Source organism: Pseudomonas sp. BAY1663 (genome assembly GCF_000582595.1).
In the GTDB taxonomy this organism is placed as follows: Bacteria; Pseudomonadota; Gammaproteobacteria; order Pseudomonadales; family Pseudomonadaceae; genus Stutzerimonas; species Stutzerimonas stutzeri_AF.
In genome coordinates, this window is sequence record NZ_AZSV01000010.1 from 56,297 (window position 1) to 79,220 (window position 22,924).

18 protein-coding genes and 5 pseudogenes are annotated in these 22,924 nt (G+C 65.4%); 6 read left to right on the forward strand and 17 right to left on the reverse strand.

What is annotated here, in order from left to right; translation table 11 throughout:
- Positions 1–38: 38 nt before the first annotated feature.
- The 4 genes and pseudogenes from BAY1663_RS05140 to BAY1663_RS05155 all read right to left on the reverse strand — a co-directional run.
- Positions 39–1,151 (reverse strand): annotated as a pseudogene (locus BAY1663_RS05140) (nitrogen regulation protein NR(II)); the annotation flags it as partial.
- Between the two features lie 74 nt (positions 1,152–1,225).
- Positions 1,226–1,684 carry a DUF2214 family protein gene (locus BAY1663_RS05145; RefSeq protein ID WP_037038367.1) on the reverse strand — a complete coding sequence of 153 codons (459 nt, stop codon included), beginning with the start codon at positions 1,682–1,684 and terminating at the stop codon, positions 1,226–1,228.
- A gap of 2 nt (positions 1,685–1,686) precedes the next feature.
- A pseudogene (locus BAY1663_RS05150) lies at positions 1,687–3,062 on the reverse strand (MATE family efflux transporter).
- Between the two features lie 123 nt (positions 3,063–3,185).
- The gene (locus BAY1663_RS05155) at positions 3,186–3,479 is read right to left on the reverse strand and encodes a hypothetical protein (RefSeq protein WP_037038368.1); all 294 of its coding nucleotides are present in this window, start codon (positions 3,477–3,479) and stop codon (positions 3,186–3,188) included.
- Positions 3,480–3,767: 288 nt separating this feature from the next.
- Here BAY1663_RS05155 and BAY1663_RS05160 point away from each other — a divergent pair, with 288 nt between their 5' ends.
- A complete protein-coding gene (locus BAY1663_RS05160; RefSeq protein ID WP_256206550.1) occupies positions 3,768–4,595 on the forward strand; it encodes an SdiA-regulated domain-containing protein in 828 nt (275 codons plus the stop codon).
- 43 nt (positions 4,596–4,638) lie between these two features.
- Here the strand turns inward: BAY1663_RS05160 and BAY1663_RS05165 are convergent, their stop codons facing one another.
- The 6 genes from BAY1663_RS05165 to BAY1663_RS05190 all read right to left on the reverse strand — a co-directional run bounded on the left by BAY1663_RS05165 (position 4,639) and on the right by BAY1663_RS05190 (position 9,155).
- On the reverse strand, positions 4,639–5,088 hold the full coding sequence (locus BAY1663_RS05165; protein WP_037038369.1) for a DMT family transporter: 450 nt from the start codon (positions 5,086–5,088) through the stop codon (positions 4,639–4,641).
- Between the two features lie 74 nt (positions 5,089–5,162).
- Positions 5,163–5,720 carry a DUF4136 domain-containing protein gene (locus BAY1663_RS05170; RefSeq protein WP_037038370.1) on the reverse strand — a complete coding sequence of 186 codons (558 nt, stop codon included), beginning with the start codon at positions 5,718–5,720 and terminating at the stop codon, positions 5,163–5,165.
- 81 nt (positions 5,721–5,801) lie between these two features.
- Positions 5,802–6,398: a DUF4136 domain-containing protein gene (locus BAY1663_RS05175; protein ID WP_037038389.1), complete on the reverse strand. Its 597-nt coding sequence runs from the start codon at positions 6,396–6,398 to the stop codon at positions 5,802–5,804.
- Between the two features lie 17 nt (positions 6,399–6,415).
- A complete protein-coding gene (locus BAY1663_RS05180) occupies positions 6,416–7,165 on the reverse strand; it encodes a methyltransferase domain-containing protein (RefSeq protein ID WP_037038371.1) in 750 nt (249 codons plus the stop codon).
- A complete protein-coding gene (locus tag BAY1663_RS05185; RefSeq protein WP_037038372.1) occupies positions 7,162–7,467 on the reverse strand; it encodes a nucleotide pyrophosphohydrolase in 306 nt (101 codons plus the stop codon). The genes BAY1663_RS05180 and BAY1663_RS05185 overlap by 4 nt, the downstream gene beginning before the upstream one ends.
- A gap of 104 nt (positions 7,468–7,571) precedes the next feature.
- Positions 7,572–9,155 (reverse strand): peptide chain release factor 3, encoded by a 1,584-nt coding sequence (locus BAY1663_RS05190; protein WP_037038373.1) that lies wholly within the window; start codon positions 9,153–9,155, stop codon positions 7,572–7,574.
- 404 nt (positions 9,156–9,559) lie between these two features.
- Here BAY1663_RS05190 and BAY1663_RS05195 point away from each other — a divergent pair, with 404 nt between their 5' ends.
- The gene (locus BAY1663_RS05195) at positions 9,560–10,723 is read left to right on the forward strand and encodes a type III PLP-dependent enzyme (protein ID WP_037038374.1); all 1,164 of its coding nucleotides are present in this window, start codon (positions 9,560–9,562) and stop codon (positions 10,721–10,723) included.
- A gap of 58 nt (positions 10,724–10,781) precedes the next feature.
- Here the strand turns inward: BAY1663_RS05195 and BAY1663_RS05200 are convergent, their stop codons facing one another.
- A complete protein-coding gene (locus BAY1663_RS05200) occupies positions 10,782–11,540 on the reverse strand; it encodes a tetratricopeptide repeat protein (protein WP_037038375.1) in 759 nt (252 codons plus the stop codon).
- Entirely contained in the window at positions 11,540–12,220 is a 681-nt protein-coding gene (locus tag BAY1663_RS05205; RefSeq protein ID WP_037038376.1) for a Fe2+-dependent dioxygenase, read from the reverse strand. The genes BAY1663_RS05200 and BAY1663_RS05205 overlap by 1 nt, the downstream gene beginning before the upstream one ends.
- A 137-nt stretch (positions 12,221–12,357) precedes the next feature.
- On the opposite strand from BAY1663_RS05205, the gene BAY1663_RS05210 reads away from it, so the two are divergent.
- Positions 12,358–14,619 (forward strand): TonB-dependent siderophore receptor, encoded by a 2,262-nt coding sequence (locus BAY1663_RS05210; RefSeq protein ID WP_037038377.1) that lies wholly within the window; start codon positions 12,358–12,360, stop codon positions 14,617–14,619.
- A 193-nt stretch (positions 14,620–14,812) separates the two neighbouring features.
- On the opposite strand, the gene BAY1663_RS05215 is transcribed toward BAY1663_RS05210, so the two are convergent.
- The 5 genes and pseudogenes from BAY1663_RS05215 to BAY1663_RS05235 form a co-directional block, all read right to left on the reverse strand.
- Positions 14,813–16,366, reverse strand: a complete 1,554-nt coding sequence (locus BAY1663_RS05215) for a sulfite reductase subunit alpha (protein WP_037038378.1) — start codon at positions 16,364–16,366, stop codon at positions 14,813–14,815.
- A gap of 71 nt (positions 16,367–16,437) precedes the next feature.
- Positions 16,438–17,313, reverse strand: a complete 876-nt coding sequence (locus tag BAY1663_RS05220) for a DUF4198 domain-containing protein (protein ID WP_037038379.1) — start codon at positions 17,311–17,313, stop codon at positions 16,438–16,440.
- Between the two features lie 14 nt (positions 17,314–17,327).
- Positions 17,328–17,837: a DUF2271 domain-containing protein gene (locus BAY1663_RS05225; protein ID WP_037038380.1), complete on the reverse strand. Its 510-nt coding sequence runs from the start codon at positions 17,835–17,837 to the stop codon at positions 17,328–17,330.
- A 9-nt stretch (positions 17,838–17,846) separates the two neighbouring features.
- Positions 17,847–18,440 carry a PepSY-associated TM helix domain-containing protein gene (locus tag BAY1663_RS05230; protein WP_037038381.1) on the reverse strand — a complete coding sequence of 198 codons (594 nt, stop codon included), beginning with the start codon at positions 18,438–18,440 and terminating at the stop codon, positions 17,847–17,849.
- Between the two features lie 156 nt (positions 18,441–18,596).
- Positions 18,597–20,827 (reverse strand): annotated as a pseudogene (locus BAY1663_RS05235) (TonB-dependent receptor domain-containing protein).
- 234 nt (positions 20,828–21,061) lie between these two features.
- On the opposite strand from BAY1663_RS05235, the gene BAY1663_RS05240 reads away from it, so the two are divergent.
- The 3 genes and pseudogenes from BAY1663_RS05240 to BAY1663_RS05250 form a co-directional block, all read left to right on the forward strand.
- Complete coding sequence (locus BAY1663_RS05240; protein WP_037038382.1) at positions 21,062–21,808, forward strand: 5-oxoprolinase subunit PxpA; 747 nt, start codon at positions 21,062–21,064, stop codon at positions 21,806–21,808.
- Positions 21,805–22,434 (forward strand): annotated as a pseudogene (gene pxpB, locus BAY1663_RS05245) (5-oxoprolinase subunit PxpB); the annotation flags it as partial. The gene BAY1663_RS05240 and the pseudogene pxpB, both read left to right, overlap by 4 nt.
- A gap of 40 nt (positions 22,435–22,474) precedes the next feature.
- A pseudogene (locus BAY1663_RS05250) lies at positions 22,475–22,924 on the forward strand (allophanate hydrolase); the annotation flags it as partial.

Sequence of the window (22,924 nt, forward strand, 5' to 3'; positions counted from 1 at the left end):
GGGCGGGTCGGGTCTGCGGCGCCAAGCTGGCTACGGGCCGGAAGATACAGCGTGATGGTCGTGCCTTTGCCGAGCGTGGACTGCAAGCGCACACTGCCGCCGGACTGCTTGGCGAAGCCATAAACCTGGCTCAGGCCCAGGCCGGTGCCCTGGCCGAATCGCTTGGTGGTGAAGAAGGGTTCGAATACCCGTTGGGCGATCTCCGGCGATATGCCGCAACCGTTGTCGCTCAGGCCGATGGCGACGAAGCGTCCCCGCAGGCCATCGAATTCTTCCTGCAGGTCGCAGCTGGAGGCTTCCAGGTGGATGGAGCCGCTACCGCTGATGGCATCGCGCGCGTTGACCACGAGGTTGAGCAGGCTCAGCTCCAACTGGCTCGGGTCCACCTCGATGCTGGGCAGGCCTGAGGGGATATCGCTGGTCAGCCGCAATTCGCTGCGCAGCGATTGCTTGAGCAATTGCAGGGTGTTGCACAGGGTCTCGCTGGGATCGATGATCTGGGTCCGCAGTGGCTCGCGACGGGCGAAGTCCAGTAATTGGCGGGTGATGTTGCCGCCATGGTCCGCTGCGTTCCTGATGGTCTCGAGCTGGCGCAGCAGGTTCTTGTCGGTGGTCTGCCGCGACCCCAGGTCGGCAGCGCCGCGAATGATGGTCAGCAGGTTGTTGAAATCGTGAGCGAGGCCGCCGGTAAGCTGGCCGAGAGCCTCGAGCTTCTGTGCCTGCAGCAGTTGCTCGCGCGCTTCGGCCAGCCGTTGCTGGGCCTCGTGGCGCTCGGTGATGTCGCGGGTGATCTTGGCCAGGCCGATCAGCGTGCCCTGCTTGTCGTAGATCGCTTCGAGCACGGTGAGTGCCCAGAAACGGGTACCGTCCTTGCGCAGGCGCCAGCCTTCGTCCTGGAAACGCCCATCATTTTTCGCCGTCTTCAGGGCTTCCCCGGGCTTGCCGCCAAGGCGGTCCTCCTCGGTGAAGAAGCAGGAAAAATGCTGGCCGAGGATTTCGTCGCGACGGTATCCCTTGATGCGTTCGGCGCCGGCATTCCAACTGATCACCCGCCCGTTCAGGTCGAGCATGTAGATGGCGTAGTCGACGATGGCATTCACCAGAACTTCGTAGTTCTCGCTGGAAAGCTGGAACGCGGGATTGTCGGACATGGAGGTTCTCGGTCGGGGACGATTCTGCTATGTCGGTGGATCGAATGCGCCGGCTCTGCGGCGAAACGGGGCGATCAGCCGGTAATTACACCGAAGCCGCGCGCCATCAAGACCGCCAATAATGGGATCAGCACGAGCAACGCCAGTTCCAGGCGGATCGCCAGCGTAACCCATCTGGCGGTCTTGCAGGTCAATTGTGGTACCTGGCCGTCCTTCAAGGCCGGGCGCCAGCGCAGAAAAGTCAGGGTCGGGTAGAGGGACAGGACGGCCACTGCCACGAACAGGCCGACCTTGGCATGGAACAGGCTGTTGTCGAGGTAATAGTCCAGGCCCTTGCCGTACAGCAGGGCGCGTGCAATGCCGGTGGCCAGCACCACGGCGGCTGCGATGCCAAAGGCGATGTCGGTGTGAAACAGGCTGCGTGCCCGTTCCAGCGTCACGGGTTGGCGGAACAGTTGATGTTCCAGCAACAGCAGGGCGAAGAGCAGGAAGATCGCCAGGAAGTGCAGGTAGGCGGCGATGGCATAGGCCATGTTCAGATTCCCTTGGCTGAATGTCCGGTGGTCCGCTGGGCAAGGATAAACCACGCTCCGCGGCTCTGCAGACCATGGGCGAGGACGCCCAGGCAGATTCCACGCAGCAGCATGAAGCCCAGGAAGGCCAGCCACAGGCCATGATTGCCCAGCCCCTGCAGCAACCAGCCCAGCGGGAGCGCCAGGGCCACCGCCAGCAGCATGCTGTCGCGCATTTCCCGCGCGCGGGTGGCGCCGATGAACAGGCCGTCGAGCAGGTAGCTCCAGACCGCGACCAGCGGCAGCGCGGCCAGGTAGGGCAGGTAACGCTGGGCCATCCGGCGCACTTCGGGAATGTCGGTCTGCATGTGAATGAACAACGGGCCGCCATAGAGAAAGAACAGCCCGAAGACCAGGCTGGCCAGCAGCGACCAGCCGCCGGCGACGATCATCACCCGGCGCAGTGCGGTGCGATCGCCCGCACCGATGGCGTGCCCGCTCAGGCTTCCACGGCGTGGGCCAGGCCGTCCAGGGCATGCGCGGTCAGCAGCAGGCCGTTGAGCAGCAGGGCATTGGCGGCGACGGTCGTGTCGCCCAGGCGCGTGCCCTGCACCGTGACCAGGAAGAACACCAGCTGCAGCGCCAGCGAGCGCAGGAATATGTCGCGGTTGACGGCCATCAGTGGGCGCCAGTTCAGCCAGCGGCGCAAGGCATCGGTGTCGAGCCGTCCCGGGTAGCGAACCAGGGCGTTGCGGGTCAACGCCAGACCGAGCAGCGCACCGCTCCATTCGGCGATCACCGAGGCCCGCGCCGCGCCGGCGACGCCCCACTCGAGGCCGAGCACGAACCAGAGGTCCAGCCCGACATTGGCCAGATTGGTGGTGAGCAGGATGGCCAGCGGTGCGCGGGCATTCTGGGTGCCGAGAAACCAGCCGATCAGCGCATAGCTGGCCAGCGCGGCCGGCAGGCCGAGCAGGCGGGTATGGAGGTAATCGCGAGTCAGTGCGTCGAGTTCGGCCGACGGCTGCATCAGGTGCAACGCCGGGCCCTTGAGCGCGAGGGCCAGCACCCCCAGCAACAACGCGAACCCCAGCGCCAGGACCAGGCCCTGCAGCAGGATCTGGCGCAGCGCGCCGCCATCGTCGCGTCCGGCGGCCTGGGCGGCGAAGCCGGTCGTGCCCATGCGCAGGAAGCCCATCACCCAGACCAGCATGGTGTACAGGCTGCCGCCGACCGCGACTGCCGCCAGCTGATGCGCATGCGGCAGATGGCCGATCACGCTGCTGTCCACCAGCGCTACCAGCGGGACGGAGAGATTCGACAGGATCATCGGCGCGGCCAGCGCCCAGACCTTGCGGTGGGTGGGTACATGGCGCCAGGCGGCAAGCAGGCGGAACATTCTCGGGCCTCCGGGACGACCCGGCACTATACGCGGCGCACAAGGCGGGGGAAAAGCCGCGGCAACGGGCTCACAGCGCACCGCACATCCTGCGACAGGGCGTGTGGCGCGACGTGGCGAGAATCAATGAATCAACCAGCTCAGCAGCCACAGGCCGAGAAGCAACCAGATCAGGCCGCTGATGACCGCACCACGGAAGAACGCCCGCACCGCCGCGACCAGCAGTAGCAGGCCGACCACCAGGGCCGCCAGGCTGAGCAGCGAGCGGTCCATGCCCAGGGTACGCGACAGGCCTTCGAGGAAATTGTGCCCGGCCCGGGCGAACAGGCCGAAGAAATCGCTGAGGCCTTCGACGATGTAGCGAATCACGGTGCCGAGCGCCTGGCCCAGCCATTCGAAAAATCCTTCAACCCGCATGCCATTCTCCAGAGGCCCTGTGATGCGGCGCATGACGCCATGTATTTGGGCCGTTTCCCGCGGCCCGGAGTTCAACGCCCTTATGAGCGGATGTTTCATTCATGTTTCGTTAATGATTCCTGTTATACATTGCTGCTCCGGCAGGATGGAGCGCGTCATGATGGCGCCGACTGCCTCAGGAACGATCCCATGTCCTCTTCGAAAACGGTTGCAGCCATTCTGACCTCGAATCGCCGCTTCTGGCTGCTTGCCGTCCTGCTGGCAAGTCTGGCGTATGCCGCTTTCTCGATGCACCTCGGGGAACGTGCGTTCTACAGCCTGAAGACCACCTGGCATGAGAGCCGCTGGGAGCAGCGCAGCCTCTGGCTGCCCGAATATCGCGCGGTGATCGATGCGCTGCCGGTGGCCTCGGTGAAGGACAACCTGTCCGGGCTGACCTACGATGACCAACGCGACCAGCTCTGGGCGGTGCTGAACAACCCGGAGGAATTGCTGGCGCTGGGCAAGGACGGCCGCCTCATTGCACGTTATCCGCTACGCGGCTTCGAGGATGTCGAGGGCGTGACCTATCTCGGCGACGACCTGCTGGTGTTGACCGAGGAGCGCAAGCAATCGCTGGTGATCGTGCGGATTCCCGATACCGTCGGCCCGCTGAACCGCGCTGACTACCAGTCGGTGACCCTCAACCTGCACGTGGCCGAGAACGCCGGCTTCGAAGGCATCGGCTACGATCGCAAGGGCGACCGGCTGTTCGTGGTCAAGGAACACTCGCCACGCAAGCTCTACGAGATCCAGGGCCTCAAGCGCACGCTGGATGGCCGGTTGGACCTGAGCGTCATCGACCGCAATGCCTGGATCGAGGACAAGGGCATGGCCAGCGATCTGGCCTCGGTGCACTTCGACGAGCGTACCGGCCACCTGGTACTGCTGAGCGACGAGGCGAGGATGATGCTGGAACTCGACGGGCAGGGCGAAATGGTCAGCTTCCGTTCGCTCTGGGGCGGTTTCGCCGGGCTCGAACGCAGCGTGCCGCAGGCCGAAGGCATGACCTTCGACGGGCAGGGCAATCTCTATCTGGTCAGCGAGCCCAATCTGTTCTACTCCTTCGAGCATTAGTGAGCGGGCATTTTCTTCGTCGTGCGCGCGAAAGCGATATCCGTCAGCCGCGCTGAATCAACCAGACGCCGGCGAAGATCAGCAGCAGGCCGGCCACCTTGCCCAGGCTGATCGCCGACGGGCGAAAGCCGGCCCAGCCGAAGTGATCCAGCATCAACGCCATGAACAACTGTCCGGCCAGCACCAGCGCCATGAACAGCAGGGCGCCCGTGCGCGGTGCGGCAAAGGCGGCCGTGGCGATGAAGAACGCGCCCAGCAGGCCGCCGCTCCAGTGCCACCAGTTGAGGCCCTTGAGCGTCTGCAGCGCGGGCAGGTCCCGCTGGATCAGGACGATGCAGAACAGCGCCAGGGTGCCGACCGCGAAGGACAACAGTGCCGCACCCAGCACGTTGCCCAGGTGGCGGGCCACCTGGCCGTTGATGCCGGCCTGCAAGGGCAGCATGGCACCGGCGATGAAGGGCAGGGTGAGCAACCACCAGGCGACGGCAGGCATATGCGGACTCCGAAATCAGGGAGCGCGACAGTATGGCGAGCCCCGCCCTACCTTGCCAGCGCTGAACTGCACGCTCAGCTCGGCGGGTACTGCGAAAGCACCCGGGTCACGATCTCGCGGACTGCCCCGACGCGTTCGTCGGGCGTACCTGAGCGGCTGCGCAGAACCTGCTCGGCACTGCCGCGCCAGACCAGCTTGCCGTCGGCGCTGTCGTAGAGGTCGATCTGCAGGGTGCCGACCTGATAGTCGACGGTGCGCGTATCGGTATAGACCGGCCCGCCCCAGTAGCCGTACCAGGGATAGCCCCAGCCGCCGGACGTGGTGGTGTACTGCTGGGTGCGTTTGTCGACGATGTACCAGGCCTGGACCTGGACGTCCGCCGGCCTGCCGGCTGCCGCCGGGCGCAGGCCGCGCTGGTCGAGCTGTTCGGCGATCGCCGCGCGGATACGCTGCTCGGTGAGGTCGCTCTGGATGCGGGGATCGTCCGGGCGGTATTGCAAGGCGGGCTCTTTCCAGCTCCAGCTGCGGTAGGCGGAAAAATCCCGGGTGGGGTCGAAATCACGCTGCAGCTGCGTGCTCTGGCAGGCCGTCAGCAGCAGGATGAAAGAGATCGCTAGCAGTCGCTGGAACATGATCGTTCTCCGCGGTTGATGTGCATGCTCAGTCTACGCCTGGGCCATGTGCTTGACTGCCGTCGCCATCGCCGCACTGGATCATCGCGGCGGGTAGTCGTCCAGTGCCCGCTGTACCGCCGTTCTTACCGCATCCTTGCGCTCGGCCCGGCTGCCTGCGCTGCGTGCTTCGGCCTGGTTGCTCCACACCACATTGCCACTGGCGCCGTCGAACAGCTCGATGCGCAGCACCACGACGTCCTCGCGATAGGTGCGTACCAGTGGCCGGCTGCCCCATAGGCCATAGTCGTGGCCATAGCGGCCATGTCCGTAGTAGCTGCCATAGTCGTCGTAGACCTGGCGCTCGCGGGTTTCGGTGCGTGCTGCCGCACTGACCTGCAGCGCCGCCGGAGTGGCATCCGCCGCAGGGCGCAGCCCGCGCTGTTCCAGCGCATCGGCGACGATTTCCTGCAGCTCTTCAGGGGCGAGCGAGCCGGTGCCTGCCGGCAGGCCGCGCCAGCTCCAGGAGCGATAGCGGGAGAAATCCAGCGGTGCGGCCGGATAGACACCGCGCACTTCGCCTGGCTCCGAGGCCGACGGCGCCGCTGGCAGGGGGACCGATTCGGCCGTATAGGGGTTGTGGCTCTGGCAGGCGGCGACAGCCAGTGCCAGTAGGCAGATAGCGAGGCGGGGCGGCATGCGATCCTCCTGGCCGTTCAGCGCGGCCGGCACAACCAGTGCAGATAGCGCCCGAGCCCGGCGAAGGTCGGATGGCGGCGGTAGGCCAGTTCCATTTCCAGCAACTCGGCAGGTTCGGTGCGCGCCTGGAATTCGGGTGGCATGTAGTCGTGGAATACCCGAACGCCACTGGTACGTTCGACCTTCCACAGCGGGTCGAGTTGCGCTGCCAGCTCGCGTGGGTCCAGCGGCTGCTGTGGCGTCAGGCTCTGGCGCTCGCCGGCGAAGGATTGTGCGCGCAGCTTCTTGAAATGGCCCTTGAGCAGGTTGCGGTAGATCAGCGCATCGCGGTTGTAGAAGGCCAGCGACAGCCAGCCATCGTGTGTCGTCAGGCGTTGCAGGACCGGCAGGATCGCCGCCGGTTCGGCCAGCCACTCCAGCACGGCGTGGCAGATCAGCAGGTCGAAGCGGCCCTCGACGTGCTCCTGCACCTGCTGCCAGGGCGCCTGGATGAAGCGCGCCGGCTGGCCCGCCGCGGCGAAGCGCGCGCGCGCGCCCTCCAGCATCGGTGCCGCCGGTTCGGCCAGCGTCACCTCGTGCCCCTGTTGCGCCAGCCACAGGCTCATGTGGCCAAGGCCGGCACCGATGTCCAGTACCCGCAGCGGGCGTTGCGGCAAGACCTCGGCCAGGTCGGCCTGCAGCACCGCGAGGCGGATCGCACCCTTGGCGCCGCCGTAGATCTTCTCGGCGAAGCGCGCCGCCAGTTCGTCGAAGTGCCGGTCGCTCATCGGGCGAAGCGCCTTTCGTTGTCGGCCAGCTTGGCCAGCAGCGCCTGTTCCATGTCGATGCCCAGTTCGCTGCACATCAGCAACAGGTACATGAGGATGTCGCCAACTTCCTGGCCGGCATGCTCGCGCTTGTCGGCGGGCAGCGCGCGGGACTCGTCCTCGCTCAGCCACTGGAATATCTCCAGCAGCTCGGCCATCTCCACGCTGGCGGCCATGGCCAGGTTCTTCGGGCTGTGGAAACGCTGCCAGTGGTTCTGGTCGCGGATGGTGTGCAGGCGCTGGGTGATGGCTTGGATATTCATGGTGGCTACGGTGTGCGGGAAGGCGGCTAGCTTCCTTCAGCGTGCCGCCTCCCGCAAGGGGTGCAAGCCCTGATCGCCAGCAAGCTGGCTACATGTTTGTGCCGTCAGTGGTGCTCGCGAGTGGCGCGGAATTTCACTTCGGGCCAGCGTTCCTCCATCAGCGCCAGGTTGACCCGGGTCGGCGCCAGGTAGGTGAGGTGGCCGCCGCCGTCGATGGCGAGGTTCTCGAAGGCCTTGTTCTTGAAGTCCTCGAGTTTCTTCTTGTCATCGCACTCGATCCAGCGCGCCGACCAGACGTTGATCGCCTCGTAGGCGCATTCCACCTTGTATTCCTCCTTCAGGCGGCTGGCGACCACGTCGAACTGCAGCACGCCCACCGCGCCGAGGATGATGTCGTTGTTGCGCTCGGGGAAGAACACCTGGGTGGCGCCTTCCTCGGCCAGTTCCTGCAGGCCCTGGCGCAGCTGCTTGGACTTCAGCGGGTCCTTCAGGCGTACGCGACGGAACAGCTCCGGGGCGAAGTGCGGGATGCCGGTGAAGCCCAGCACCTCGCCTTCGCTGAAGGTATCGCCGATCTGGATGGTGCCGTGGTTGTGCAGGCCGATGATGTCGCCGGCCCAGGCTTCCTCGAGCATCTCGCGTTCGCTGGAGAAGAAGGTCAGCGCGTCGGCGATCTTCAGGTCCTTCTTGATGCGCACGTGGCGCATCTTCATACCCTTCTCGTACCTGCCCGAGCAGATGCGCATGAAGGCGATGCGGTCGCGATGCTTGGGGTCCATGTTCGCCTGGATCTTGAACACGAAGCCCGAGAACTTCTCCTCGACCGGCTCCACCGTACGCTCGTTGGCGACGCGCGCCAGCGGCATCGGCGCCCAGTCGACCACGGCGTCGAGCACATGGTCGACACCGAAGTTGCCCAGCGCGGTGCCGAAGAACACCGGGGTCATCTCACCGCGCAGGAAGGCGTCCTTGTCGAATTCGTGGCAGGCGCCCTGGACCAGTTCCAGTTGCTCGACGAAATCGTCGTACATGTCGCCCAGGTGCGCGCGGGCCTCGTCGGAGTCCAGCTTCTCGATGACCTGGGTCTCGATTCGCTCATGGCCGTGGCCCGGCACGAAAACGATGATGCGGTCCTCGGTCAGGTGATAGACGCCCTTGAAGTCGCGATAGCAGCCGATCGGCCAGGTGATCGGCGCGGCCTTGATCTTCAGTACCGCCTCGATCTCGTCGAGCAGTTCGATGGGGTCGCGGATATCGCGGTCGAGCTTGTTGATGAAGCTGACGATGGGCGTATCGCGCAGGCGGCACACGTCCATCAGGGCGATGGTGCGCGGCTCGACCCCTTTACCGCCGTCGAGCACCATCAGCGCCGAGTCCACCGCGGTCAGGGTGCGGTAGGTGTCTTCGGAGAAGTCCTCGTGGCCGGGGGTGTCGAGCAGGTTGATCATGTGCTCGCGGTAGGGGAACTGCATCACCGAGGTGGTGATGGAGATGCCGCGCTGCTTCTCCATCTCCATCCAGTCGGAGGTTGCGTGGCGGTCGGATTTGCGCGACTTCACCGTGCCGGCGACGGCGATCGCCTTGCCCATCAGCAGCAGCTTTTCGGTGATGGTGGTCTTGCCCGCATCGGGATGCGAGATGATAGCGAAGGTACGGCGCTTCGCGACTTCGGCGGCCTGAGTGGTCATCGGAATTAAGGAACCCGTCGACGAGTAGTCGGTCTGTCAAAAAAGGCGGCGATTATAGCGGTAAATGGATTTCCTGCGGTCCGCACGGCGGCGGAAAATGGCCGATTTGTGCAGTTTCCATGACGCTTTGTTTTGAATCGACAACAACGCGAAACGGATGCGCATTCGGGATGTTTTTTTGATTGATCTATGCCCCCCTTGGTCCTAAAGTTCGCGCCCGAACGTCCATGCTGGCAACGATCCATCCGGCTCAAGTACTGACGACGAGAGATCCCCTGTGATGCTCGGCGACATGCCTTGGGAAGTAGGCGAACCAAAGTGGGGAAACTGATCAGGCGTTCATGTCCGGGCCGGCGGCCCGCATCCCTCATCCGACTTTTGTTTCCCGTTTTTGGAGTCCACGCATGACGGTCAAGATCGAAGACTATTTTCCCCGCGCCACCTTCCAGAAGATGAAGGCCTTCGCCGACCAGCACGAAACCCCCTTCGTCGTCATCGATACCGACACCATCAGCCAGGCCTACGACGACCTGCGCGCCGGTTTCGAGTTCGCCAAGGTGTACTATGCGGTCAAGGCCAACCCGGCGGTCGAGATCATCGACCTGTTGCGCGACAAGGGCTCGAGCTTCGACATCGCCTCGATCTACGAGTTGGACAAGGTCATGGCCCGCGGTGTCGGCCCGGAGCGCATCAGCTACGGCAACACCATCAAGAAAGCCAAGGACATCCGCTACTTCTTCGAGAAGGGCGTGCGCATGTTCGCCACCGACTCCGAAGCCGACCTGCGCAACATCGCCAAGGCCGCGCCGGGCTCCAAGGTCTACGTGCGCATCCTCACCGAAGGCTCGACCACGGCCGACTGGCCGCTGTCGCGCAAGTTCGGCTGCCAGACCGACATGGCCATGGACCTGTTGATCCTCGCCCGCCAGCTGGGCCTGGTGCCCTACGGCATTTCCTTCCACGTCGGTTCGCAGCAGCGCGACATCTCCGTGTGGGATGCCGCCATCGCCAAGGTCAAGGTAATCTTCGAGCGCCTGAAGGATGAGGACGGCATCGAGCTGAAGATGATCAACATGGGCGGCGGCTTCCCGGCCAACTACATCACCCGCACCAACAGCCTGGAAACCTATGCCGAGGAAATCATCCGCTTCCTCAAGGAAGACTTCGGCGACGACCTGCCGGAAATCATTCTCGAGCCGGGCCGCTCGCTGATTGCCAACGCCGGCATCCTGGTCAGCGAAGTGGTGCTGGTGGCACGCAAGTCGCGCACCGCCGTCGAGCGCTGGGTATACACCGACGTGGGCAAGTTCTCCGGCCTGATCGAAACCATGGACGAAGCCATCAAGTTCCCTATCTGGACCGAGAAGAAGGGCGAGATGGAGGAAGTGGTGATCGCCGGCCCGACTTGCGACAGCGCCGACATCATGTACGAGGACTACAAGTACGGCCTGCCGTTGAACCTGGCCATCGGCGACCGCCTGTACTGGCTGTCCACCGGCGCCTACACCACCAGCTACAGCGCGGTGGAATTCAACGGCTTCCCGCCGCTGAAGGCCTACTACATCTAAGCCGTAGCCGCTGCACGAACGCCCCGCCATGCGGGGCGTTTTCGTTTCCACCCTTCGTTCAGCGCAGGCCGGCGCGTAGCGCGTCGCGGCGCTGCGCGTAGGCCTCGACGATATCGGTAATCGGTGGCAACGCGGCGGCCTGCAGGCTGGCCAGCGCGGTCTCGATGAACCTGAGGTGGCCGAGCTGCAGCGCCTGTTCCAGCCAGCCTCGAGCCTGCGCCCATTGGCCTTGCGCGAGCAGCACGGCGGCATGGCTGAACTGCCCGCGGAAGTCGCCGGCTTCGGCCGAGCGTGCATACCAGGCGTGTGCCGCGGCCACATCCCGGGCTACGCCGCAGCCGTCCTCGAGGCAGCGGCCGGTGAGGTTCATCGACTTGGCATGGCCAAGCTCGGCGGCCTGGCGATAGAGCCGGTAGGCGGACACATCGTCCTGCACCACGCCACGTCCGGTGGCCAGCAGGTTGGCCAGGTTGTACATGCCCCAGTCCAGGTCCAGGTCGGCGGCGCGCCGGTAATACTCGGCGGCGCGCGCCGGATCGGCGAGGCAACCCCAGCCGTGCTCGTGGCAACGCCCGGCCATGTTGCAGGCCATGGCATGCCCGCGTCCGGCGGCGATGTCGAACCAGGTCAGTGCCAGCGCCGGGTCGGCCTCGATGCCGCGACCCTGCAGCAGGATCTGGCCGAGCAGCGCCTGCGCTTCGATCTCCCCGGCGGCCGCCGCACCGAGCACCAGTCGTGCCGCCCGCTGCGGCTGCTTGGCAAGGTCGTCCAGTTGTGCCGTGTCGAGAGCTTCCTCGCGGCGCAGAAGATGGCGCATCAAACCTCGACCCAGCGCCGCAGCAGGTTGTGGTAGGTGCCGGTGAGCTGCACCAGCGCCGGATGCTCGGGGACATCGGTGGTCAGCTGCTGGATGGCCTGATCCATCTCGTAGAGCAGGGTGCGCTGGGCATCCTCGCGCACCAGACTCTGGATCCAGAAGAACGAGGCCAGCCGCGCGCCGCGGGTCACCGGCTCGACCTTGTGCAGGCTGGTGCTGGGATAGAGCACCATGTCGCCGGCGGCGAACTTCACCCGCTGCGTGTCGTAGGTGTCCTGGATCACCAGGTCGCCGCCGTCGTACTCCTCCGGGTCGCTGAAGAACAGTGTGGCGGACAGGTCGGTGCGCACGCGTTCGGCGCTGTTGCGCACCTGCCGCACCGCATTGTCGATGTGATAGCCGAACTCGCCGCCGGCGGTGTAGCAGTTGAACAGGGGCGGGAAGACCTTGCTCGGCAGCGCGGCGGACATGAACTGCGGATGTTGCCAGAGACGCTGCAGCATGGCTTCGGCGATTTCACGGGCGAGCGGGTCGTCTTCGGCCAGCTGCAGATTGTATTTCGCCTTGGCCGACTGGTAGCCGGCCGTTACCCGGCCATCCTGCCAGGCGGCCTGTTCCAGCGCAGCGCGGATACGGTCGGTTTCTTCGCGGGAAAATACGTTGGCAATGCGTAACAGCATGGGGCACCGGCAGAAGGGAAAGGTCGAATGATATTAGTTTGCATTTAGATGTTTCAGAATGCGACAGAATGTATCAGAATGTCATCCGCTAATAATAGCAATTCGCAGTTGCATTAACTCCTGAGGATCTGCATTCCATGTCGCGTCAGTCTGTTGAACTGGCCCAGCCACCCCGCGTGTTGGCTTCGGCTATCGGTGTTGCGCTTACCGCTTTCTCCGTCCCTTCCATCGCCCAGTCCACGCCCGATACCGCTGCGGCGCGCGGCGAGGCGCCGGTCGCGCTCGACGAAGTGACCGTGATCGGCGAGCAGGAGCAAAGCTACAAGGCCGATACCTCCGCCTCGAAGAAGTACACCGCGCCGCTGCGCGAGACGCCCAAGTCGGTCACTGTGATCACCGACCAGGTGATCCGCGACACCGGTTCGCTCACCTTGGTCGACGCGTTGCGCACCACCTCCGGCATCACCTTCGGTGCCGGCGAGGGCGGCAACCCGGCGGGCGACCGGCCGATCATTCGCGGCTTCAACGCCGAGAGCGACACCTTCATCGATGGCCTGCGTGACGTGGGTTCGCAGACTCGCGAGATCTTCAACGTCGAAAGCATCGAGGTGAGCAAGGGGCCGGGCTCGGCGTACACCGGCGCCGGCTCCACCGGCGGCAGTCTCAACCTGATCAGCAAGACCGCCAAGCAACGCGATTTCGGCGACGCCAGCATCACCCTCGGTTCGGACCAGACGCGCCGCTACACGCTGGACGTCAACCGCGTGCTGGGCGACAACGTCGCCGGGCGCCTGAACCTGATGAAGCACGAGGCCAACGTCGCCGGCCGCGATGGCGTTGACGTCAGCCGTTGGGGTGTGGCGCCGACCATCACCTTCGGCTTCGATACGCCGACCCGGGCGACGCTGTCGTACTACCACCTGGAAACCGACGACATGCCCGATTACGGCATTCCGCTGACGGTGGCCACGCCGAGCAACCCGCACCGCGAGCCGGCCAAGGTCGATCGCGACAACTTCTACGGCCTGGAAAGCCGCGACTTCCGCGAGAGCACCACGGATGCCGGCACGATCCGTTTGGAGCACGACCTGAACGAGAACCTGACCGTTTCCAACACCACCCGCGTGGCGCGCACCACCCTGGACTACGTCGTCACCAACCCGGACGACTCGCGCGGCAACGTACCCAACGGCCTGGTCTCGCGTTCGGCCAAGAGCCGCAACTCCAACACCCAGAGCTGGGTCAACCAGACCGACCTGACCGCGCGCTTCGATACCGGCAGCATCGAGCACACCCTGGTCACGGGTGTGGAGATCAGCGATGTGGGTGTGCACAACCGGCCTTACGTGGTAACCCCGGGCGCTGCCGGCAACACCTGTACACCGGCGCATCTGGCCTCCGGTGACTGCACCAGCCTGTACAACCCCAGCCCCAAGGACGCCTGGACCGGCAGCATCGCGCGCAGCACGGCGACGACCGATACCGACACCGAAACGCTGGCGGCCTACGTCTTCGATACGCTGAAGTTCAACGAGCAATGGTCACTGAACATGGGCCTGCGTTACGACGACTACGAAACGACGCAGAAGGCTGTCTCCACTGCCGGTGTGGTGACCCGTCCGGAAAACAAGAGCCACTTCTGGAACTACCAGCTGGGCCTGGTCTTCAATCCGCTGCCCAATGGCAGCCTCTATGCGGCCTGGTCGACCTCCAGCAACCCCTCTGGCGAGACCGGTGGCGAGGGCTCCGATGCGCTCAGCGTGAACAACGAGGTTCTCGATCCGGAGCGCAACCGCAACTACGAGATCGGCACCAAGTGGGACTTCTTCGACGAGCGTCTCGGCCTGACCGCCGCGCTGTTCCGCACCGAGAAGACCAACGCGCGGGTGACCAACGCCAGCGGTTTCCAGGAAAGCATCGGTGAAACCCAGGTCGATGGCCTGGAACTGGGCGCCACCGGCCAGCTCACCCGCAACTGGCAGGTGTTCGCCAGCTACACCTACCTGGATGCCGAACTGGTCAAGTCCGGTGCCGCCAATATCGGCACGCGGGCCAGTCCGATCTACGTCGAGGGTCTGTATGACGGCAACGAGGTGCCCAGTACGCCGAAGCACAGCTTCAGCTTCTGGAACACCTACAACCTGACCCAGGACCTGACCATCGGTGGCGGCGCCACCTACGTCGACTCGCGCTTCGGCGATGCGGCCAACAACATCGAGGTGCCGGAGTACTGGCGCTACGATGCGATGGCGGCCTATCGCGTGAGCAAGAACCTGGACCTGCAGCTGAACGTGCAGAACCTGACCGACAAGCGCTACTTCGATCAGGTCTACGGCAGCCACTATGCCCATGTCGCGGCGGGTCGTACCGCCTTGCTGAGCACCAACTTCCACTTCTGATCCGCACGCGTGAAAAAACAAAGGCCGCTCTTCGAGGCTAATGCTGTTCGGATAAGCGCGGAGAGTACTCTGTAGGAGCGGGCCATGCGCGCGAATCGCGGGCGTGGCCCGCTCCTACAGATCCAACATCCAGCTTGAGTCGCTAAGTGAACAGCATTGCGCTCTTCGAGGTGGCCTTTGTCGTCATGGCGCATCAATACAGGTCGCGGCGATAGCGACCCTGTTCGCTCAGTTGCTCCAGCTGCGCCTGGCCGAGCAGGCCCAGCAGTATCTGCTGCACCTCCTGACCCATGCCGTCCAGGCTGCCGCAGACATGGATCGCCGCGCCCTGGGCGACCCAGCGGCGCAACTCGTCCGCCGCATCGCGCAGGGCGTGCTGCACGTAGCGCTTGTTCGTCTGGTCACGGGAAAACGCCAGGTCCAGCCGTTGCAGGTGGCCGCTTTCACGCCACTGCGCCAACTCATCCTGGAAGAGGAAATCGTGCGCCGCGTTGCGCTCGCCGAACAGCAGCCAGTTGCGCGAGCCCGTTTTTGCGGCACGTTCGCGCAGGTGCGCACGCAGCCCAGCGATGCCCGTGCCGTTGCCGATCAGGATCAGCGGCGTAGCGGCGTCCGGGCCGTGGAATGACGGATTGCTGCGGATGCGCAACTCGATCTCTTCGCCGATGGCCGCGTAGCGGCACAGCCAGCCGGAACCGAGCCCGGGAGTGCCGTCGGCCTGGAAGGCTTCGCGTACCACCAGCTGCACGGCGCCGTCGGCGGGTATCGAGGCGATGGAGTATTCGCGGTGCGGCAGCGGCGGCAAGGCCAGCAGCGCCTCGGCGTCGAGGCCGTGCAGGTCGCCAGTGGCGGGCAGGTGCCTTCTGGACAGCTGTGCGGCCAGGTTCTGGCCATCGAACAATGCATGAGGATCGAGGCCCACATCGTGCAACAAGGCTTCGATGCGCGCGGGCGCGTGGCGCGGGCCGACTTCGACGATATCGCCGGCGCGCCATGATGTCTGCTCGCTCGGCGGCGCCAGGGTCAGCAGTTGTACCGGCGCACCGGAACTGCCGGGGTTGAGGCAATGGCGGCCGGTCAGGCGCCAGGGTTGATAGGGTGCCGGCAGCCAGTCGCTGAAATTGCTCTCGCCGCTCAGGTGGGCGAGTTGATGTTGCCAGTGCCGCAGCACGCCAGGATCGGCGCGGTCGGCCTCCAGGCGGTCGAACAGCGGCATGCCGCCGAGCTGGCGCAGGCGCTCGTCGAGGCGGCGGCCGAAGGCGCAGAAATCCCGGTACTGGCGATCACCGAAGGCCAGCACAGCGTATTCCAGCGGCTGGCTCAGGGCGCCGCCCATGGCGAGTCGCCGCTCGAAGCGGGCCGCATTGTCCGGTGCCTCGCCTTCGCCGTAGGTGCTGACGACGAACAGGGCGCGCGGGGCCGGCAGGTCGTTCGGCTCCTGCGCGTTGAGCGGCAGCAGCAGCGTCTCGACGCCCGCAGCGCGCAACTGCTGCGCGCTGCGCTCGGCGAAGCTCTGTGCCTGGCCGCCCTGGCTGGCATAGGCGACCAGCATCTGCGTCCGACCAGCAGCCGCCGGCCGCCGGCGCAGCCGCCCACGCCAGCAGTACAGCGACAGGGCGAGATAGAGCGTGGCGACCACTACCGCGCTGATTTCCCGCGCTGGCTGCCACCAGAGCAGGCCGGTCGCGATGACGATGCAGCAGAGCAGTGGCCAGCCGCGCAGGAGTGCGAAGAGGGGCGAGGGCAACGAAGGGCTCATCGGTGCAAGGGAAGCAGGCTGGCCCGAGCCGTCACCACGGCTCGGGCCAAGCCGGCGCGTCAGGGCGCCAGCACTTCCAGGGTTGCGCTGTAGCTGGCGCGGCGCGCGGTGGCCGGTTTGCTGACGCCCTTGTCGGTGGTCAGCTCGGCTTCCAGCCAGTACATGCCGGCCTGCGGCCAGGTGATGCTGAGCTTGCCGTCCTTGTCGGTCTTCGCCTTGATCTCGCCGAGCTCGTCGCGGTAGCGGTTGCCGCCGGGAATCACGCTGATCTCGACATCGGCGGCCGGCTTGCCGTCGAGCAGGAAGACGAAGTCTGCCGCTTCGCCGGCGAACAGGTCGTTGGGGTGGGTGACCGGCGCCAGCTCCAGGCCTTGGCCGGTCGGTTCGAGCACGGTTTCGCTCGGCGCGCCGGAGGTGACGAAGACTTCCATGCGACTGCTGTTCTGCGTCACCTTCAGTTCCTCGGTCTTGGCCGGCACGTCCTTGGCGAAACTCTCCGGGGTGCCCATCCAGCGGCGAACCTGGCCGTTCTCCTTCCAACTGGCGAACAGCCCGCTGTTGGCGATGGCCAGCTTGTAGGTGCCTTTCTGGCTCAGCTGTACATCGAAGGTGCTGCGGTAGCGGCCGATGCTGCCGTTGAGCGGTTCCAGACGGCTGCCGTCCGGCGCCTGGATCGACAGTTGCGCGGCCGGCCGTGGACGCATGCCGGGCGGACCGCCGGCCGGGGCCTGGTCGAGCGCGCCGACGCCGGCGATGCGCAGGGGGAAGTGCTCGAAATAGAACAGGTCGTTGGAGACGGCGGCGTCGACGGTGATCCACGGCTCTTCGCCGGAGAGCACGGTGGCCGAGGGCAGCATCCAGGCGCGGTGGGCCTGGGCCGACAGCGGCAGACAGACGGCGAGCGCCAGGGCGGTCCATTTGATGACGGGTTTCATGGCGTGCTTCCTGTTCATGGGGTCAGCTTGAGGGTGATTGCGCCCAGTTCGCTCTGACCCTGGGCTTGGTGCTCGGCGTTCTGCTGCGGTGGCCAGCTGAACGGAACGCGCAGCAGTTCGCGGCCGCCGACTTCACGGGCGGCTTCGACCACCACGCGGTACTCGCCCGCTTCCAGCGTCTTCAGCGGCGCCTGCCGGTCGGAGAACTGCAGCCTGTGACTGCCCACGGCACGGGTGGCACCGCTGACGCCGTCGACCGGCATCTGCAGGCTGCGGCCACTGCGGCGCCACCACTGACGCAGATCCTTGAGCCATTTCTCGCCTTCCTTGTCCTTGAGCTTGGTGTCGTACCACACCGCCAGGTTGGCGACGTGGCTCTGGTCCGGTCGCTCGAGCCAGATGGCGACATAGGGGCGGTGGTACTCGGCGACATCCAGACGCGGGATTTCCACGTCCAGCTGCAGGTCCGCCGCGTGCAGCGGGGCGCTGAGCAGGGCGAGGGGCAACAACAGGCGTTTACGCATGGGCAGTCCTTAATGAATGAAGAGCAACGCCAGCAGCAGCGGTATCACCAGCCCCAGGCCCACCAGCGGCCAAGTGCTGGGCCGGTTGCCGGCGTGACGTTGCAGGAGCAGCAGGCCGGTGAGGCTGAACACCACACAGGCGACGGCGAAGAAGTCGATGAACCCGCTCCAGGCCTGGCCGGTGTGGCGGCCCTTGTGCAGGTCGTTGAAGTAGGCGATCCAGCCGCGGTCGGTCGACTCGTATTCCAGTTCGCCGGTTTCCGTACTCAGGCTTAGCCAGGCGTCGCCGCCGGGACGGGGCAGGGCGACGTAGAGTTCGCCATCGCTCCATTCGGCCTCGCGGCCAGCCAGGCGGATTTCCAGCGTCTGCTCCAACCACGTGTTCAGTTCGGCGGGCAGGCCTGATTCGGGCACTTCGGCTTGCAGAATGGCGAGCAGCGGCTCGGGAAGCTGCGCGGTACGGCTTTGCACCTGCGGCTTGCTCTCGATCTGGCCGGCGTGGTTGAGCGTGATGCCGGTGACCGCGAACAACAGCATGCCAACCAGGCACAGCGCGGAGCTGATCCAGTGCCATTGGCGCAGGGTACCGAGCCAGAGGTGCATGGTGGTCCTTGTCGTGCGGGGGATTGGCGGATTCTAGGGCGCTTGTTCGCTGGAATGCTAAAGATTTACAAACAGCATACATTCGCGTCTATCGCCGGGCCGTAGGCCATAAACAACGAAGCCGGGAATGTCCCGGCTCGTTGCGGCGCGGGTCGGTCAGAAGCTGATGTTGGCCGACAGCCAGAGGCGGCGACCCTCTTCGAGTGTGCCGCTGGTAGCCGCCGCCGACTGGATGTAATCGGAGGCCCAGCCCGTCGAACCGGTATCGGTGGTGTAGTAGGTGCCTTTGGTGAAGTCCTTGTCGAACAGGTTGTAGATGGTCGCGTTGAGTGTGACGTTCTGCGATGCCTTGAACGAGCCGCCAAGGTGGAAAACCTCGTAAGCCTTCAGGTCCCCGGCCGCGTCGTACAGGGCCTGGTTCGCGGCGGTAAGGTTCTCGTAGCGGTCGGTGAAGCGCGCCCGCTCTGAGCGGTATTCGCCCTTGAACCACAGGTTCAGGCGGTCGGAAGCCTGCCAGCTGAGGCGCGCATGGGCCAGGTGCTCCGGCGTATTGGTCAGTGGGCCCCCTTGTTGGCACCGCTCTTCTGCTCGCTGTCCGTATAGGTGTAGTTCAGCGCCAGCGCCCAGGCGGGCGCGAACTCCCAGCGACCGGCCAGTTCCACGCCCTGGGTGACCGCTTCATCGATGTTGACGCTCTGGGCGAAGGCGTCCTGGGTGAAGCCGCTTCCGAAGCTGATGCACCCCGGTTGGTTCGGATTGCTCGCCGAGAAGCAGTTGGCGATCGGCGTACCGTCGTCGATCTTGTCGTCGAACTTGTTGTGGAACAGGGTGGCATTGGCGCTGAAACCGGAGAGGTTGTCGAAGTAGACGCCGAATTCTGTATTGGTGGTGATTTCCGGGTCCAGGTGAGGGCTGCCGATGGTGATGATCGTGCCCTGGCCTGTGACCCCGCTGATGCCGTCATGCAGCTGATTCAGCGTCGGTGTCTTGTAGCCGCGGCTGACGCCGCCCTTCATGGTCCAGTTGTCGGTGGTGTTCCAGACCAGATAGGCACGCGGGCTGACATGGCCACCGAACGCCTCATGATCCTCGTAGCGGGCGCCGAGCGTCAGGGCGAGGTCATGGCGCAGGTGCCATTCGTCTTCGACGAACATGGACCAGGAGGTCTGCTGGAAATCGTCGTCGGCAATTCCATCGGTGACTTCCGCGTCCCAGTACTGACCACCGACGGTGAGCACGTGGGCGTCGCCTACCGGGCTGACCAGCTTGGTGTCGAAAACCAGGTCGGTGGATTTCAGCTCGCGATCGTCGCCAACGATGATGGAGGGGTAGCCGGTGTAGGCGCTGCCGATCGGCTGGCCGGGGATCGTGCGGCCGATGGTTTCCGTGGTGTTGTGCGTCAGGCTGCTGTCCAGGGTGCCGAAGCTGAAGCGGCCGGTGTGGCTGAGGGCGAACTGGTCGCGCTCGAAGCGCAGCTCGTCGGCATAGCCGTTGGCCTTGCTCGGTACGTCCGCGCTGCACCCGTCGGTGGCGCTGCCGCCGTTCTTGCCGTCCAGGCTGCCCAACTGACAGTCGTCATTGTTATACACCTGGCGGCCGCGCTCGAAATCCAGCGAGATGTCATGGGCCTCGTCGGGGGTCAGTGTCAGCCGCGCGCCGAGGGTGTGGTTGCGCCCCTCGACGGGCGAGGCGCCGCGCTTGCTGACCGGGCTATCGTTATCGAACGACAGGTCCGATTCGCCGCGGTCGTAGAGGCTGCCGCGCAGCGCGAGCCCGAGCAGGCCCTCGACCAGCGGCCCGCTGGCGTAGAGGCTGGTGCTGCTGGTTTCACCATAATCGCGGTTTTCCTGGAAGGTGTGGTCCAGGCTGACCGAGCCGCCCCATTCGCCGGCGACCTTCTTGGTGATGATGTTGACGACCCCGCCCATGGCATCGGAGCCATACAGCGTCGACATCGGGCCGCGAATCACCTCGATCCGCTCGATGGCCGACATCGGCGGCATGAAACTGGTGGAGGTCTCGTTGAAGCCGTTGGGCGTGACGTTGCCGGCCGTGTTCTGGCGCCTGCCGTCGATCAGGATCAGCGTGTAGTCGCTGGGCATGCCGCGGATGCTGATGTTCAGTCCACCGGTCTTGCCGGTACCCTGGCGAATGTCGATGCCCTCGACGTCATCCAGCGCCTGCGCCAGGTTGCTGTAGCGCTTTTGCTGCAGATCCTGCTGGCTGATCACACTGATGCTCGCCGGTGCCTGGGTGATCTTCTGCTCGAAGCCGGAGGCGCTGACGACCGTGTCGCCCAGGGTGACGGGCGACGTCTGGGCGGTCGCGCTCAGGCTGCTGAACAATATGGCGCCGGCCAGGACCGTGCGGGCGTAGGGGGCGTGCATCCGCGAATCTCCTTGTGCGTGATAATTATTGATGGGTGCGGATGATAGTGATTTGCGATTGCTGATTGACATGGCGCTTGCATCGCAGGGTGAAAGCAACCATGCGAAAACTGCGCCAAACGCCCGGCTGGCGCGGCTTTGCAGTATTGTTTCAACTTGTTGCTCAGGGCTGCTTTTGCCGTTGAACGACTTCCCCTGTTGCGACGAAGCCTGCAAAAGCCGAAGCTCTACGGCATGACGAACCGCATACTGCTCAACTGCGACATGGGCGAGAGCTTCGGCGCCTGGACGATGGGCAACGACGAACTTGCGATGCCGCTGATCGACCAAGCCAATCTGGCCTGTGGCTTCCATGCCGGCGATCCGCTGACCATGCAGCGCAGCGTTGCGCTGGCGGTGCGCCATGGCGTGAGCATCGGCGCGCACCCGGCCTATCCGGACCTCGCGGGCTTCGGCCGCCGCCATCTGGCCTGCTCCATGCCCGAGATACAGGCGCTGGTGCTCTACCAGATCGGTGCGCTGGATGCGTTCTGCCGTGCTGCCGGCACCCAGCTCGCCTACGTCAAGCCGCATGGCGCGCTGTACAACGACCTGGTGCGCGACGACGCGCTGTTCGCCGCCGTGCTTGCGGCCTGCGCGGCCTATCGGCCGGGGCTGCCGCTGATGGTGCTGGCGCTGGCGGACAACCGGCGGGAGATTGCCCTGGCCGAAGCCGCCGGCGTGCCGTTGCTGTTCGAAGGGTTCGCCGACCGGGCCTACCAGGCCGACGGCCAGCTGGCGCCGCGCCGGCTGGAGCACGCCGTGCATCGCGAACCGCAGCGCATTCTCGACCAGGCGCTGGCGATCGCCCGGGGCGAGCCGTTCGCCGACCAGGACGGCAAGCCGCTGCGGCTGCATGCGGACAGCCTCTGCGTGCACGGTGACAATCCGGAATCGCTGGCAATATTGCGCCGCCTGCGGGCCTTGCTCGACGCCGCATGATTCGCCTGCAGCCGATTGGCGCCGAGGCGCTGCTGGTGGTGCTGGCCGAACAGCCCTATCCGGAGTTGCCGCTGCAGATCGCCACATTGGTGGACGCCGCGCGCCGGGAACTCGGTCCCTGGCTCGTCGATCTGGTGCCGGGCTGGACGACCTTGTTGCTGCACTACGATCTGTTGCTGACCGACCATGTGCAGGTTGCCGAGCGCCTGGCGCCGCTGCTGGCCCGCTGGCCCGCCGAGGTCGGACGGCAATCGCCGCCGCGCCGGCACGAGATTCCCATCTGGTACGCCGGGGCGGACCTGGCCGAGGTGGCCCGGGCCTGCGGTCTGAGCCAGCAGGAGGTCATCGCCGTGCATTGCGCGACGGAGTATCGCGTCGGTGCAATCGGTTTCGCGCCGGGATTCGCCTATCTCGGCGAGCTCGATCAACGCCTCGTGCTGCCGCGGCGCGCCACTCCTCGCACAACGGTTCCGGCGGGCTCGCTGGCGATCGCCGAGCGGCAGACCGCGATCTATCCGCAGGCCTCGCCGGGTGGCTGGCATCTGCTCGGCCGCTGCCCCTGGCGCCTGTTCGACGCCACGAAGGAGCCGCCGTGCCCCCTGCAGCCGGGGGATCGGGTGCTCTTCCAGCCATCGATGCCGTGCAGTTCCAGGCCGAGGCCAGCAGATGAAGGGCCTGCGCGTTCTCCGCAGCGGACCACTGAGCCTGTTGCAGGATGCCGGCCGCTTCGGCTGGCAGCATCTGGCGTTTCGCCGAGCGGCCCGCTGGATATGCACGCCGCAGCCTGGGCCAATCGGTTGCTGGGCAATCGTTGGGGAACGCCCCTGCTGGAGATCGCGCTGGGCGATTTCGAAGCCGAGGCCGAAGTGGATACCTGGCTGGCGATCTGCGGCGCGGACATGCCGGTCCGTGTGGATGGCGAGGCGCGGCCGAACTGGTCGCGCTTTGCGCTGCGCAGCGGGCAGCGCCTGCGCCTGGACTTCGCCCGCAGCGGGCAGCGTGCCTATCTGGCGGTGGCCGGCGGTTTTCGCCTGGAGAAAACGCTGGGCAGCGTGGCGACCAGGTGCGTGAGGGGCTGGGTGGGCTCGCCGGCAATGGCGGCGCGCTGCAGGCGGG